This window comes from Serratia sp. CY37869, assembly GCF_052168895.1.
Classification (GTDB): Bacteria; Pseudomonadota; Gammaproteobacteria; order Enterobacterales; family Enterobacteriaceae; genus Serratia; species Serratia ureilytica.
Window position 1 is genome coordinate 188780 of record NZ_JBJNLU010000003.1, and the last position, 13443, is coordinate 202222.

Genomic DNA, 13443 nt, shown 5'->3' on the forward strand with positions numbered 1-13443 from the left:
TCAAATCGTGGGAACGTACAGGAAAGAATAGGCCGCTATAAAATAAAAAGGGACACCGCATGATGCGGTGTCCCCCGAACACAAACTTTGCCGAACGTGTTATTCGTAATCGCTCATCGGCACGCAAGAGCAGAACAGGTTACGGTCACCGTACACGTCGTCCAGACGCTTAACGCTCGGCCAGTACTTGTTCTCGCGTACGCCGGCCACCGGGAACACCGCCAGTTCGCGGCTGTACGGATGCTGCCAGTCGTTGACCAGCTCCGCCTGCACGTGCGGCGCATTCACCAGCGGGTTGTCTTCCAGCGGCCATTCGCCCTTGGCGACGCGGTCGATTTCGCTGCGGATCGCCAGCATCGCATCGATAAAGCGATCCAGCTCCACCTTGCTTTCCGATTCGGTCGGCTCGACCATCAGCGTGCCCGCCACCGGGAACGACATGGTCGGGGCATGGAAACCGAAGTCGATCAGGCGCTTGGCGATGTCCATTTCGCTGATGCCGGTCTCTTCCTTCAGCGGACGAATATCGAGGATACATTCGTGCGCCACGCGGTGATCGCGGCCGGTATACAGAATCGGGTACGCGTCTTTCAAACGGGTGGCGATGTAGTTGGCGTTCAGGATCGCCATCTGGCTGGCCTGCTTCAGGCCCTCCGCGCCCATCATGCGGATGTACATCCAGCTGATAGGCAAGATGGAGGCGCTGCCGAACGGCGCCGCGGAGACCGCGCCCTGCTGGGTGGTCACGCCGTCGATCTGCACCACGCTGTGGCCCGGCACGAACGGCGCCAGGTGTGCTTTCACGCCGATCGGACCCATGCCCGGGCCGCCGCCGCCGTGCGGGATACAGAAGGTCTTATGCAGGTTGAGATGCGAAACATCCGCGCCGATGTAGCCTGGCGTGGTGATGCCCACCTGGGCGTTCATGTTGGCGCCATCCAGATACACCTGACCGCCGAACTGATGCACGATCTGGCACACTTCACGGATGGTTTCTTCATACACGCCGTGGGTCGACGGGTAGGTCACCATGATGCAAGAGAGTTCTTCGCCTGCCTGCTCCGCCTTGACGCGCAGATCGTGCAGATCGATGTTGCCGTTCTTGTCGCAGGCCACCACCACCACGCTCATACCCGCCATCTGGGCGGAGGCCGGGTTGGTGCCGTGTGCCGAGCTCGGGATCAGACAGACGTGGCGGCCCGCTTCGTTGCGGCTTTCGTGGTAGCGGCGGATCGCCAGCAGGCCGGCGTATTCGCCCTGCGCGCCGGAGTTCGGCTGCATGCACACCGCGTCATAGCCGGTCAGCTGCACCAGCCACTGGGACAGTTGGCCGATCATCTGCTGGTAACCGGCCGCCTGCTCTGGCGGGCAGAACGGATGCAACTCTGAGAATTCAGGCCAGGTGATCGGGATCATTTCCGCCGCGGCGTTCAATTTCATGGTGCAGGAACCCAGCGGGATCATCGCCTGGTTCAGCGCCAGATCCTTGCGCTCCAAGCGATGCATGTAACGCATCATCTCGGTTTCGCTGTGATAGCGGTTGAATACCGGGTGGGTCAGGATCGGATCCTGGCGCAGCATGGCGGCCGGGATCGATTGGCTGTTTTTGCTCACCGCCGCGTCCAACGCGTCGATGTCCAGACCGTGATTGTCGCCGGCCAGCAGTGCGAACAGCGTTTGCACGTCTTCACGCGAGGTGGCTTCATCCAGCGTGATGCCGACGGCGCCGTGAATGTCGGTACGCAGGTTGATGCCGAAGCTCAGCGCGCGCTCCAGCACGGCGGCCTTGTCCTTCACTTCGACGGTCAGGGTGTCGAACCAGGTGTGGTGACGCAGCGTCAGGCCGGCCTTCTGCAGCCCGGCGGCCAGAATATCGGTCAGGCGATGGATGCGCCCGGCGATGCGCTGCAGGCCTTGCGGGCCGTGATACACCGCGTACAGGCTGGCGATGTTGGCCAGCAGCACCTGCGAGGTACAGATATTCGAGTTGGCTTTCTCGCGGCGGATATGTTGCTCGCGAGTCTGCATCGCCATGCGCAGCGCGGTGTTGCCGGCGGCATCGCGGGAAACGCCGATAATGCGGCCCGGCATCGAACGCTTGAACTCGTCGCGGCAGGCGAAGAAGGCGGCGTGCGGGCCGCCGTAGCCCATCGGCACGCCGAAGCGCTGCGCGGAGCCGAACACCACGTCGGCGCCCTGCTTGCCCGGCGCGGTCAGCAGCACCAGGGCCATGATGTCGGCAGCCACGCTGGTGATGATTTTGCGCGATTTCAGTTCGGCCAGCAGCGCGCTGTAGTCGTGCAGTTCACCGGTAGTGCCCACCTGCTGCAGCAGCACGCCGAACACGCCGTCCAGCTCCAGCACTTTTTCCGCTTTATCGACGATGACGTCGAAGCCGAAGGTTTCGGCGCGGGTGCGTACCACGTCCAGCGTCTGCGGATGCACGTCGTCAGCCACGAAGAAACGGTTGGCGTCTTTCAGCTTGCTGGCGCGTTTGGCCAACGCCATCGCCTCGGCGGCGGCGGTCGCTTCATCCAGCAGCGAAGCGGAGGCCAGATCCAGACCGGTCAGATCGAGGGTCACGGTCTGGAAGTTCAGCAGCGCTTCCAGACGGCCCTGCGACACTTCCGGCTGATAAGGGGTGTAAGCGGTGTACCAGCCCGGGTTTTCCAGCATGTTGCGCAGGATCACCGGCGGCGTCAGCACGGCGCTGTAGCCCATGCCGATATAGGATTTGTAGCGCTGATTCTGCGAGGCGATCGCCTTCAGCTCAGCCAACGCCTGATGTTCGGTCGCCGCGTCGCCGACCGGCGGCGGCCCCGGCAGCTGAATGTCCGCCGGCACAATCTGTTGGATCAGCGCGCTGAGCGAGCGAGCGCCCACCGCTGCCAGCAACTCCTGGCGTTGTTCCGCAGAAGAGCCGATGTGGCGTTCAATGAACGCTTCGCTGTGTTCGAGTTGGCTGAGTGTCTGAGTCATTGCTACAAATTCCTGAATGCTTGCGTGATACGGGATATAGCTTGAACGGTAACTAAAACGCCCCGGCCGAAAGGCCTGGGGCGTGGTCACGATTACTCGTCGATCGAGGCCTGATAAGCTGCGGCATCCAGCAGGTTCGCCAGCTCGCCTTCGTCGGAGGCTTTAATCTGGAACAGGAAGCCGTCACCGTAAGGTTCGCTGTTCACCAGTTCCGGAGAGCTTTCCAGCTCGCCGTTCACCGCCACGATTTCGCCGCTGATTGGCGCGTAAATGTCCGATGCCGCCTTGACGGATTCCGCCACGGCGCAATCTTCACCGGCGGCGACGCTGCGGCCCACTTCCGGCAGATCGACAAACACCATATCGCCCAGCAGTTCCTGCGCATGTTCGGTGATGCCTACGGTGTAAACGCCGTTACCTTCTGCACGAACCCACTCGTGGGAGGATGCGTATTTCAATTCTGTTGGCACATTGCTCATCGCCGGTTACTCCTTCGAAGAAATAAAAGAATCAATCAATAAAAAATCAATTTGTCAGCGGCTTGCCGGCGCGAACGAAACCGGGCTTGGTCACTTTGACCGGCATTTCACGGTTGCGGATCTGCACGATAGCCTGCTCGCCGATGCCTGCCGGCACGCGCGCCAGCGCGATGCTGAAGCCCAGCGTCGGAGAGAACGAGCCGCTGGTGATCACGCCTTCGTGGGTTTGCCCCGCCGCGTCGGTGAAACGCACCGGCAGCTCATTACGTAATACGCCTTTTTCCGTCATGATCAAGCCGACCAGTTGCTCGGTACCCTGCTCGCGCTGTTGTTCCAGCGCTTCGCGGCCGATGAAACGGCGATCTTCCGGCTGCCAGGCGATGGTCCAGCCCATGTTGGCGGCCAGCGGCGAAACGCCTTCATCCATCTCTTGCCCGTAGAGGTTCATGCCCGCTTCCAGGCGCAGGGTGTCGCGCGCGCCCAGACCGGCCGGCTTGACGCCCGCGGCCAGCAATTTTTGCCAGAAATCCGCCGCCTGCTCTTTCGGCAGCGCGATCTCATAGCCGGCCTCGCCGGTGTAACCGGTGGTGGCGATGAACAGTTCGCCGGCCTGCACGCCGAAGAATGGCTTCATGCCTTCGACCGCGCTTTTTTGCTCCGGGGTGAACAGCGTGGCGGCACGCTCTTTGGCCTGTGGGCCCTGCACTGCGATCAGCGCCAGATCGTCGCGCACCGTCAGCGCGACGCCATACGGCGCGGCGTGCTCTTCAATCCAGGCCAGGTCTTTGTCACGCGTGGCGGAGTTCACCACCAGGCGGAAATAGTCTTCAGTGAGGAAATAAACGATCAGGTCGTCGATCACGCCGCCGGAGGCATTCAGCATGCCGGTATACAGCGCTTTGCCGGGTTGGGTCAGTTTGGCGACGTCGTTCGCCAGCAGGTAGCGCAGGAACTCGCGGGTGCGGGCGCCGTGCAGATCCACAATGGTCATGTGAGACACGTCGAACATGCCGGCATCCTGACGCACCGCGTGGTGCTCATCGAGCTGCGAGCCGTAATGCAGCGGCATCATCCAGCCGTGAAAATCTACCATGCGCGCACCGCACGCCACGTGCTGGTCGTACAGTGGGGTTTGCTTTGCCATCTTTTCCCTCTTTCCACTCGTCGCTAGAAGTTAGGGTGCTGCCACGCAATGCGGCGGAGCCTGGCTCGCGGCCCGATCGCCATGGCGCACTGACTGCTCAACACAAATGCTGCGCCGGGACGGGCGGAAACTGCGTGTAACCGCCGTGACGCAAACGATACCTTTCCCTCGAACTTATCACCGAACGACCACATTAACCATAAGTTAAAATAGGCTCATCGCCGTTCCGGGGCGGTAAAACGCCGGGCTAGTGTGCAGAGTTTTTCACTGGAAAAATGCGCCTTAAGGCACAAAATTAACAATTAAAGCGGCAAAACGCCGAACTTATATAACAAACCTATGGCCTCACATGGGATCCGGACTTTTGATAACCGAGCATGGGATTAGAAAAAGTAATGATAAAAAGCGGCTGAAATTAGATTATTTCAAATGAAGGGTTATATAAGGAAAGACGATGGCATAAGGCGAGAAGCGCGAGCCCGATGAGGGCTCGCAGAAGGAAGGGATCAGGCAAGCCACTCGGGCAGATCGTTCAGGCCCATCGCCTGACGCACCAGCTTCGGTTTGACGCCCGGCAGGCTGTCCGCCAGCCGCAGGCCCACGTCGCGCAGCAGCTTTTTGGCCGGGTGATTGCCGTCGAACAGTTCGCGGAAACCCTGCATGCTGGCCAGCATTACCGCCGCGCCATGTTTGCGGCGGCGCTCATAACGGCGCAGATAGAGGTGCTGGCCGATATCCTTGCCCTGCCGCTGCAGGCGGCGCAGTTCGGAAATCAGCTCGGCGGCGTCCATGAAGCCCAGGTTAACGCCCTGGCCGGCCAACGGATGCACGGTATGCGCCGCATCGCCCACCAGCGCCAGGCGGTGCGCTGCGAAGCTGCGCGCATAGCGGCCGGTCAACGGGAACGCCAGCCGTTCGCTTTCCAGGCTGCAAGCCCCCAGGCGCATGTCGAAGGTCATCGCCAGTTCGCGGTTGAACTGCGCCGGTTCCAGCCGTTTGAGCCTTTCGGCTTCTTCCGGCGTCACCGACCAGACGATAGAGCTCAAATACGGATCGCTGAACGGCAGGAACGCCAGAATGCCGTCGCCGTGGAAAATTTGCCGCGCCGTCGCCTGATGCGGTTCTTCGGTGCGAACGGTGGCCACCAGCGCGTGGTGGCGGTAATCCCAGAAGGTGAGCGGGATATCGGCATGCTGGCGCAGCCACGACTGGGCGCCGTCGGCGCCAATCACCAACCGGGCGGTCAGCATGCGGCCGTCCTCCAGCGTGACGAAGGCGTCGTTCTCGCCCCACGCCACCTGCTTGAGCGCGGCCGGGGTAATCAGCGTGATGTCCGACAGGCTTTCGGCGCGTTTCCATAGCGCCTGCTGGATCACCGAATTTTCGATGATGTGGCCGAGATGGCTGAAGCCGCACTCGTCGCCGCGGAAGGCGATTTTGCCGAAGCTGTCGCGATCCCACACTTCCATCGCGTTATAGGCGCTGGCGCGCAGCTGGAGAATGTCGTCCCACACGCCGATGTGCTGCAGCAACCGCTCGCTGGCGGCATTGATGGCGGAGACGCGCAGGGCCGGCTGTTCCGACGGCGGCGCCATCTCCGGCTGGCGCTGCTCCAGCACCGCCACGCGCAGTCCGCTGCCCTGCAGGCCGCAGGCCAACGCCAGCCCCACCATACCGCCACCGGCGATAATCACGTCAAATGATTGCATGCTGCTCGATTTCCTTAAATAACGCGCGACGCCTTGCCGCGCCGCGTTTTGGGCGCGTTAAAGCGCCCGACCATGTCTCTAACGTTCCACCCAGCCCAGCGTACGCTTGGCGAAGGCATCGCGTATCGCCGGCAAACGTTCCATCGCCATCAGCCCCAGATTGCGGCCGATCACCAGCGGGCCATAACGGTTGGCGAACAGATGAATCAACCCGTCGGTCACGCCGATCGTCGCCCGCTGATCGTTTTGCCGCCGCTGCTGATAACGGCTCAGCAGTGCGTAACCGCCGGCGTCTTCGCCGCTGTCTGCCGCTTCCGCCAGCGTTTCCGCCAGCGACATCACGTCGCGCAGGCCAAGGTTGAACCCCTGCCCGGCGATAGGATGCAGCGTTTGCGCCGCGTTGCCCACCAGCGCCAGCCGGTGGCTGACATGGCGATCGGCGGTCAGCAGACCGAGTGGGTAACTGTGCCGTTTACCGGCTTTGAGGATGCGCCCCAGCCGCCAGCCGAAGGCTTGTTGCAGCTCGGCGATAAACCGCTCGTCGTCCCAGGCATCCACCTGGGCGCGATCTTCGCGCGCATGGCACCATACCAGTGAACTGCGCCCCTGCGACATCGGCAACAGCGCCAGCGGCCCATAGCGAGTAAAGCGCTCAAAGGCGCGCCCCTGCGGATCTTCCGCCGTGGTGACGTTGGCGATGGTGGCGAACTGCGGATAGTCCTCCTGCCGCCACTGCATATTGCAGGCTTGCGCCAGCGCAGAGCGCGAGCCGTCGGCCGCCACCAGCAATTGCCCGCGCAGACGCTGGCCGTTGTCCAGCAGCACTTCCGCCCGCTCTGCGGTGCGAATCACGTCCACCACCCGCGCCGGGCAGTGCAGCGTAACGCCGGGCGCCTTGGCCAGCAGCGCGAACAACCGCTGCCCGGCGTCGTGCAGTTCGATCACCTGGCCGAGCGCATCGACCTGATAATCTTGCGCCTGCAGATTCACAAACCCGGCGTGCCCGCGATCGCTGACGTGCACCTGAGTGATCGGCATAGCGCAATCGCGCAGCGCCGGCCAAACGCCGATGCGCGCCAGCTGTTGGCAGGTGCCCTGCGCCAGTGCGATGGCGCGGGCGTCAAAGCCCGGATGGCTGCGGTCGTCCGGCCGGGTCGCCTCGACCAGATCCACCGCCATTCTTCCCTGAGTGAGCGACGAAATGGCCAGCGCCAACGTCGCGCCCGCCATACCCCCGCCAACGATAATAACGCTCATGCTACGACCTTGCCGCCGCCATCAAAGCCTCGATGGCATCGGCGTCTTTCACCACGGTGGCGGTCAGGTTTTCATTGCCGTCGGCGGTGATCACGATATCGTCCTCGATGCGGATGCCGATGCCGCGGTACTCCGCCGGCACGTCCGCATCCGGCGCGATGTACAGCCCCGGCTCCACGGTCAGCACCATGCCCGGCTCCAGCAGCCGATCGCGGCTCGGCGTGCCGTAGTGGCCAACGTCGTGCACGTCGAGACCCAGCCAGTGGCTCAGCCCGTGCATGAAGAACTGACGGTGCGCCTGCTCGGCGATCAGCAGGTCGACTTCACCTTTCAATACGCCCAGCTCCACCAGCCCGACCACCATGATGCGCACCACTTCGTCATTGACTTCGCGAATGCTGGTGCCGGGTTTGAACAGTTCCAAAGCGCGCTGCAGCGACGCCAGCACAATGTCGTACACCGCGCGCTGCGGCCGGCTGAACTTGCCGTTGACCGGGAAGGTGCGGGTGATGTCGCCGGCGTATCCCTGGTACTCGCAGCCCGCGTCGATCAACACCAGATCGCCGTCGCGCATCTGGCTCTCGTTCTCGGTGTAGTGCAGGATACAACCGTTTTCGCCGCTGCCGACGATGGTGTTGTAAGACGGGTAACGGGCGCCGAGGCGGGTGAACTCATGATGAATTTCCGCTTCCAGCTGGTATTCGAACATGCCCGGACGGCATTTTTCCATCGCGCGGGTGTGCGCCAGCGCGCTGATCTCACCGGCGCGGCGCATCACCGCCAGCTCTTCCGGCGACTTGAACAGCCGCATGTCGTGCAGCCACGGCCGCCAGTCGGTAACGGTGGCCGGCGCCTGCAGGTTCTGGCGGAACCCCTTGCGCAGCTTGTCCAGCGCGCTGAACAGGATCTGATCGGCATAGGCGTATTCGCCCTGCGCGTGGTAGACCGCATCCAGGCCGTTGAGCAGCAGGTGCAGTTGGTCATTGATTTCATCGAACGGCAGCGCGCGATCCACGCCCAGCTTTGCCGGTGCGGCGTCTTGCCCCAGGCGGCGGCCAAACCAGATTTCCGCCGTCAAATCGCGCACCCGGTTGAACAACACGCTGTGGTTGTGCGTTTCATCGCTTTTAATCAGCACCAGCACCGCTTCCGGCTCATTGAAGCCGGTCAGGTACCAAAAATCGCTGTTCTGCCGGTAGGGATAGTCTGAATCTGCACTGCGCGTCGTTTCCGGCGCAGAGAAAATAACCGCCGCGCTGGCCGGCGCCATTTTCGCCAACAGCGCCTGGCGGCGGTTGTTGAATTCCTGCTGAGTCATTACCTTCTCCTGAAATCATGCCATCCGCACCGCCGGCGGAAGGGCGATAGAACGTTTAGTGCAGCGTCGGTTTGATATTTTCCGGCGCCGTCGGTTTATGACGGGTGAATTCGCCGTGGCACATGATGGCGGCGACCCGCACATACTCCGCCACTTCTTCCAACGACTGTTCCAATTCTTCCTGATCTTCGTCTTCGTCGTAGCCCAGCTGCGCGATATTGCGCAGATCGTCGATCGCTTCACCGACTTCGTCTTTCACCTGAGCCAGCTTCGGCTGCATCATGCCCAGACCGAGCAGGAAGTGGTTGACCCAACCGGCCAGCGCGTCGGCGCGATCGAACACGCTGACGATCTCCCCTTCAGGCAGCATCAGTTGGAACAGGAATTCGTCATCTTCCAGCGTGTCACGCGTCGCTTCATACAGCTGCTGCAACGGTTGGCTGAGCGCCTGCGGGAAGGCGACGCCTTCGTTGGTCAGATCGTGCACCAGCGCCTGCCAGCCGGCGTCACGGCTGCCGCCGCACAGCAGGCCGCTGATCAGGCCGTGCATTTCTGCCGCGGTCAGCGCCACCGACTGCTGGTTGAGGGCCACGGTCAAAGATTGGTAACTTGGAAATGTATTCTGTATAGACATGCGCATTCGTCATCGTTGGCAGGATAAGTTCGTGTTATGCTACCACCAAGGTCCGTCGCTATACCAGATAAGCGCGACACCTCAGTGGCTAGTTATAATCGCGATGTGGCAGGTTTCACACTGCGCCGGCGGGTGACGAAAGTGCGGTAAATACGCATTTTGAAACCCTTTTTTGACTGGCAATGTCCGCCACAGTAGATTACAACCAGGTACTGAAAAAGGGGTTGTATCTTGGTACCGAGGTATATATAGTGGCGCCCGCTTTGACGGCCCGGCCCGGGCGGACAAGGCTGGCGCGAAATTTAGGCAGGAAGGTGGCATGTCTGCACAACCGGTAGATATTCAAATTTTTGGCCGCTCGTTAAGAGTCAATTGCCCGCCAGAACAACAAGATGCGTTGAATATGGCGGCGGACGATCTTAACCAACGGTTGCAAGATCTTAAAGTTCGCACTAGAGTCTCCAATACTGAGCAACTGGTTTTCATCGCGGCATTGAACGTCTGTCACGAACTTGCTCAAGAACGGTTGAAAACCCGTGACTATGCGTCCAATATGGAACAACGCATACGGATGCTGCAGCAGACCATTGAACAAGCGCTGCTTGAACAAGGTCGCATCTCTGAACGTCAGGATGCACAATTCGAATAACTTAAGTTGTTGAAAGCCAAGTTTTCGGCAACGAGTACAAAATTTCTCTGAGATGTTCGCCAGCGGGCCAGTCCCCTGAGCCGATATTTAGTACAAACAGAATGTGTTGCTCCGCGATCGGTGAGCACGCTCGGTGCGCCGAGAAGCCTTAAGATTGCGACGGCACGTTCACCTTGAACCATGGGTTCAAGGGTTACAGCCTGCGACGGCATCTCGGAGATTCCCCTTCTCAGCGGTTTTGTGTGCTGAACGCCACACTGAGCAAGCCTGATACGATGTCTTTTCAATCCCAATTCGCGCAGCAGCGCCAAGCCATTCGTCAACTCATTCGCCAACGTCGGCGCGAGCTTACGCCCGAGCAGCAACGCTTTGCCGCAGAAAAGATAACCGAACGCCTCACCGCACACGCGCGCATTCAAGCGGCGCACAACATCGCGGTCTTCCTGTCGTTTGACGGCGAACTCGATACCGGGCCGCTGATCGAGCGTCTGTGGACGCTCGGCAAACGGGTTTACCTGCCGGTGCTGCATCCGTTCAGCCCGGGACACCTGTTGTTCCTGCGCTATGCGCCGGAAACGCCGCTGGTGCGCAATCGCTTCAATATTCTCGAGCCGCGTCTCGATGTGCGCCAGGTGTTGCCGCTGGGTGAACTGGAGGTGGTGCTGACGCCGCTGGTAGCATTCGATCATACCGGACAGCGTCTGGGCATGGGCGGCGGCTTTTACGATCGCACCCTGCAAAACTGGCGCAGCGGCGGCCCCTATCCCATAGGTCTGGCCCATGATTGCCAGCAGGTGGAGCACCTGCCGACCGAACACTGGGATATCCCGCTGCCGGAAATCCTCACCCCGCTCTGCAGCTGGGCGTGGCGGGAGCCCAAATAGCAAAAGGCCGGATCGCTCCGGCCTTTTTCGTTGCGGCGAGCCGCCGAATCAGAACAGCAGACGGGCGCGAATGGTGCCGTCGATGGCCTTCATGCGCTGCAGCGCGGCGTCGGCGCGCGCGGTTTCCGCTTCGATGTCGATCACCACATAGCCAATTTCCGGCCCGGTTTGCAGATACTGCGCGGCGATGTTAACCCCCTCTTCGGCGAAGATCTGGTTAATCTGCGTCAGCACGCCCGGACGGTTTTCATGGATGTGCAGCAGACGGCTGGCGTTCGGGCCATGCGCCGGCAACGACACTTCCGGGAAGTTGACCGCCGACAGGGTCGAACCGTTATCGGAATATTTCGCCAGCTTGCCGGCCACTTCGTCGCCGATGTTTTCCTGCGCTTCCTGAGTGGAACCGCCGATGTGCGGCGTCAGCAGCACGTTATCGAACTCACATAGCGGCGAGTTGAACGGATCGCTGTTGGTCGCCGGTTCTTCCGGGAAGACGTCGATCGCCGCCCCCGCCAGGTGATTGCTGGCCAGCGCGTCGCACAGCGCGGGGATATCCACCACGGTGCCGCGCGAGGCGTTGATCAGAATAGCGCCCGGCTTCATCAGCGCCAGCTCTTCCGCCCCCATCATATTCTTGGTCGCCAGCGTTTCCGGCACGTGCAGCGTCACCACGTCGCTCATATTGAGCAGATCGGACAGATGACGCACCTGTTGCGCGTTGCCCAACGGCAGCTTGTTCTCGATATCGTAGAAGAACACCTTCATGCCCAGCCCTTCGGCCAGAATGCCCAGCTGGGTGCCGATATGGCCGTAGCCGATGATGCCCAGTTTTTTGCCGCGCGCTTCATAGGAGCCCACGGCCAGTTTGTGCCACACGCCGCGGTGCGCCTTGGCGTTGGCGGCCGGAATGCCGCGCAGCATCAACAGCAGCTCGCCCAGCACCATTTCGGCCACGGATCGGGTATTGGAGAACGGGGCGTTGAAGACCGGAATGCCGCGTTTGGTCGCCGCTTTCAGGTCAACCTGGTTGGTGCCGATGCAGAAGCAGCCCACCGCCACCAGTTTTTCTGCGGCGGCGAACACCTCTTCGGTCAGATGCGTGCGCGATCGGATGCCGACGAAGTGCGCATCGCGGATGGAGGCCTTCAGCGATTCGGTGTCTAACGCACCCTTGTGGTATTCGATGTTGGTATAACCGGCGGCACGCAAATTATCGACCGTGCTCTGATGAACCCCTTCCACCAACAGGAATTTAATCCTGTCTTTCTCCAATGATACTTTTGCCATTTACCCGACCCTATGTTCAGACTTCAGAAGCGGCTGTGACGACACAGCTCCCATCCAACATAACAAAAATAACGCAGGCGGCAATACAAACGATTGCCTGCCCGGCAGGACAAGGCGCAGCGTTGATGGCGGTTTACGGCAGAAAATGCCATAGGGAAAGTTTTCGGCAGAAGCTTTGGGGAGTCAGTTTTCACAATGTGACATAAGTCACCAAATTTGCCGCTTTTTAGAAAAGATGTTTTAACCGAAGAAATATGCGGCCCGGCACAGCCGGGCCACAGGCCGCAGAGGCTTATTTGACCACTTTCACGCCTTCCGGGGTGCCGACCAGCGCCACGTCCGCGCCGCGGTTGGCGAACAGCCCCACGGTCACCACGCCGGCGATGCCGTTGATCTTGTTCTCCAGCGCGATAGCGTCGGTGATGTTCAGGTTATGCACATCGAGGATCACGTTGCCGTTGTCGGTCACTACGTTCTGGCGATACTCCGGCAGGCCGCCCAGTTTCACCAGCTCACGCGCCACATAGGAGCGGGCCATCGGGATCACTTCCACCGGCAGCGGGAATTTGCCCAGCACGTCCACCTGCTTGCTGGCGTCGACGATGCAGATGAATTTCTTGGCGATGGCGGCGATGATCTTCTCGCGCGTCAGCGCCGCGCCGCCGCCTTTGATCATCTGCATGTGGCCGTTGATTTCGTCCGCGCCGTCCACGTAGATATCGAGCGAGTCCACTTCGTTGCTGTCGAACACATGGATGCCGAGGCTTTTTAGCTTGGCGGTGGAGGCGTCTGAGCTGGACACCGCGCCTTCAATCTGGTGCTTGATGGAGCCCAGCGCGTCAATAAAGTGGGCGGCGGTAGAGCCGGTGCCCACCCCGACGATGGTGCCCGGCGTCACGTATTCCAGCGCCGCCCAGCCCACCGCTTTTTTCAGTTCATCCTGCGTCATAATATGTCCCTTGCCTCTGTACGAAAACGTGTGCGTATTATAGGGTAAAACGCTGTTTTTCACGCCGGCAGGATCACACTTATTTACCGCAGCCCGCATTTTTACCCGCTTGGCGGCGAGCTGGAGGCGTGATTTTTCCACCTGCGCCGCACGC

At 60.9% G+C, this 13443-nt stretch carries 11 protein-coding genes and 1 other RNA gene; 3 read left to right on the forward strand and 9 right to left on the reverse strand.

Translation table 11 applies throughout. From position 1 onward, the window contains the following. Positions 1 to 99: 99 nt before the first annotated feature. The 7 genes from gcvP to ACJ8J1_RS16515 form a co-directional block, all read right to left on the reverse strand. The gene (gene gcvP, locus ACJ8J1_RS16485; protein ID WP_015378983.1) at positions 100 to 2979 is read right to left on the reverse strand and encodes an aminomethyl-transferring glycine dehydrogenase; all 2880 of its coding nucleotides are present in this window, start codon (positions 2977 to 2979) and stop codon (positions 100 to 102) included. Positions 2980 to 3071: 92 nt separating this feature from the next. After that, positions 3072 to 3458 carry a glycine cleavage system protein GcvH gene (gcvH, locus tag ACJ8J1_RS16490; protein WP_025304150.1) on the reverse strand — a complete coding sequence of 129 codons (387 nt, stop codon included), beginning with the start codon at positions 3456 to 3458 and terminating at the stop codon, positions 3072 to 3074. 46 nt (positions 3459 to 3504) lie between these two features. Beyond that, positions 3505 to 4602: a glycine cleavage system aminomethyltransferase GcvT gene (gcvT, locus tag ACJ8J1_RS16495; protein ID WP_033644751.1), complete on the reverse strand. Its 1098-nt coding sequence runs from the start codon at positions 4600 to 4602 to the stop codon at positions 3505 to 3507. Between the two features lie 506 nt (positions 4603 to 5108). Then, positions 5109 to 6311 carry an FAD-dependent 2-octaprenylphenol hydroxylase gene (gene ubiI, locus ACJ8J1_RS16500; RefSeq protein WP_033644750.1) on the reverse strand — a complete coding sequence of 401 codons (1203 nt, stop codon included), beginning with the start codon at positions 6309 to 6311 and terminating at the stop codon, positions 5109 to 5111. 78 nt (positions 6312 to 6389) lie between these two features. Further along, positions 6390 to 7568 carry a 2-octaprenyl-6-methoxyphenyl hydroxylase gene (gene ubiH / locus ACJ8J1_RS16505; protein WP_033644749.1) on the reverse strand — a complete coding sequence of 393 codons (1179 nt, stop codon included), beginning with the start codon at positions 7566 to 7568 and terminating at the stop codon, positions 6390 to 6392. Between the two features lies 1 nt (position 7569). Next, entirely contained in the window at positions 7570 to 8886 is a 1317-nt protein-coding gene (pepP, locus tag ACJ8J1_RS16510) for a Xaa-Pro aminopeptidase (protein WP_033644748.1), read from the reverse strand. Positions 8887 to 8941: 55 nt separating this feature from the next. Then, positions 8942 to 9520: a YecA/YgfB family protein gene (locus tag ACJ8J1_RS16515; RefSeq protein ID WP_004931622.1), complete on the reverse strand. Its 579-nt coding sequence runs from the start codon at positions 9518 to 9520 to the stop codon at positions 8942 to 8944. Between the two features lie 319 nt (positions 9521 to 9839). On the opposite strand from ACJ8J1_RS16515, the gene zapA reads away from it, so the two are divergent. From zapA to ACJ8J1_RS16530, 3 genes are all read left to right on the forward strand, one after another. Next, positions 9840 to 10169, forward strand: a complete 330-nt coding sequence (gene zapA / locus ACJ8J1_RS16520; RefSeq protein WP_004931621.1) for a cell division protein ZapA — start codon at positions 9840 to 9842, stop codon at positions 10167 to 10169. A gap of 41 nt (positions 10170 to 10210) precedes the next feature. Continuing rightward, a non-coding RNA gene (gene ssrS / locus ACJ8J1_RS16525) (6S RNA) lies at positions 10211 to 10393 on the forward strand. 51 nt (positions 10394 to 10444) lie between these two features. Then, the gene (locus ACJ8J1_RS16530; RefSeq protein ID WP_033644747.1) at positions 10445 to 11053 is read left to right on the forward strand and encodes a 5-formyltetrahydrofolate cyclo-ligase; all 609 of its coding nucleotides are present in this window, start codon (positions 10445 to 10447) and stop codon (positions 11051 to 11053) included. A gap of 48 nt (positions 11054 to 11101) precedes the next feature. Here the strand turns inward: ACJ8J1_RS16530 and serA are convergent, their stop codons facing one another. Together serA and rpiA are read right to left on the reverse strand one after the other, a co-directional pair. Next, a complete protein-coding gene (serA, locus tag ACJ8J1_RS16535; protein WP_025304156.1) occupies positions 11102 to 12340 on the reverse strand; it encodes a phosphoglycerate dehydrogenase in 1239 nt (412 codons plus the stop codon). Positions 12341 to 12632: 292 nt separating this feature from the next. Further along, positions 12633 to 13289: a ribose-5-phosphate isomerase RpiA gene (gene rpiA / locus ACJ8J1_RS16540; protein WP_033644746.1), complete on the reverse strand. Its 657-nt coding sequence runs from the start codon at positions 13287 to 13289 to the stop codon at positions 12633 to 12635. Between the last annotated feature and the right edge of the window lie 154 nt (positions 13290 to 13443).

Coding starts and splice junctions, on each gene's coding strand:
- gcvP (WP_015378983.1), bottom strand. CDS start 2,979: ATGACTCAGACACTCAGCCAACTCGAACACAGCGAAGCGTTCATTGAA.
- gcvH (WP_025304150.1), bottom strand. CDS start 3,458: ATGAGCAATGTGCCAACAGAATTGAAATACGCATCCTCCCACGAGTGG.
- gcvT (WP_033644751.1), bottom strand. CDS start 4,602: ATGGCAAAGCAAACCCCACTGTACGACCAGCACGTGGCGTGCGGTGCG.
- ubiI (WP_033644750.1), bottom strand. CDS start 6,311: ATGCAATCATTTGACGTGATTATCGCCGGTGGCGGTATGGTGGGGCTG.
- ubiH (WP_033644749.1), bottom strand. CDS start 7,568: ATGAGCGTTATTATCGTTGGCGGGGGTATGGCGGGCGCGACGTTGGCG.
- pepP (WP_033644748.1), bottom strand. CDS start 8,886: ATGACTCAGCAGGAATTCAACAACCGCCGCCAGGCGCTGTTGGCGAAA.
- ACJ8J1_RS16515 (WP_004931622.1), bottom strand. CDS start 9,520: ATGTCTATACAGAATACATTTCCAAGTTACCAATCTTTGACCGTGGCC.
- zapA (WP_004931621.1), top strand. CDS start 9,840: ATGTCTGCACAACCGGTAGATATTCAAATTTTTGGCCGCTCGTTAAGA.
- ACJ8J1_RS16530 (WP_033644747.1), top strand. CDS start 10,445: ATGTCTTTTCAATCCCAATTCGCGCAGCAGCGCCAAGCCATTCGTCAA.
- serA (WP_025304156.1), bottom strand. CDS start 12,340: ATGGCAAAAGTATCATTGGAGAAAGACAGGATTAAATTCCTGTTGGTG.
- rpiA (WP_033644746.1), bottom strand. CDS start 13,289: ATGACGCAGGATGAACTGAAAAAAGCGGTGGGCTGGGCGGCGCTGGAA.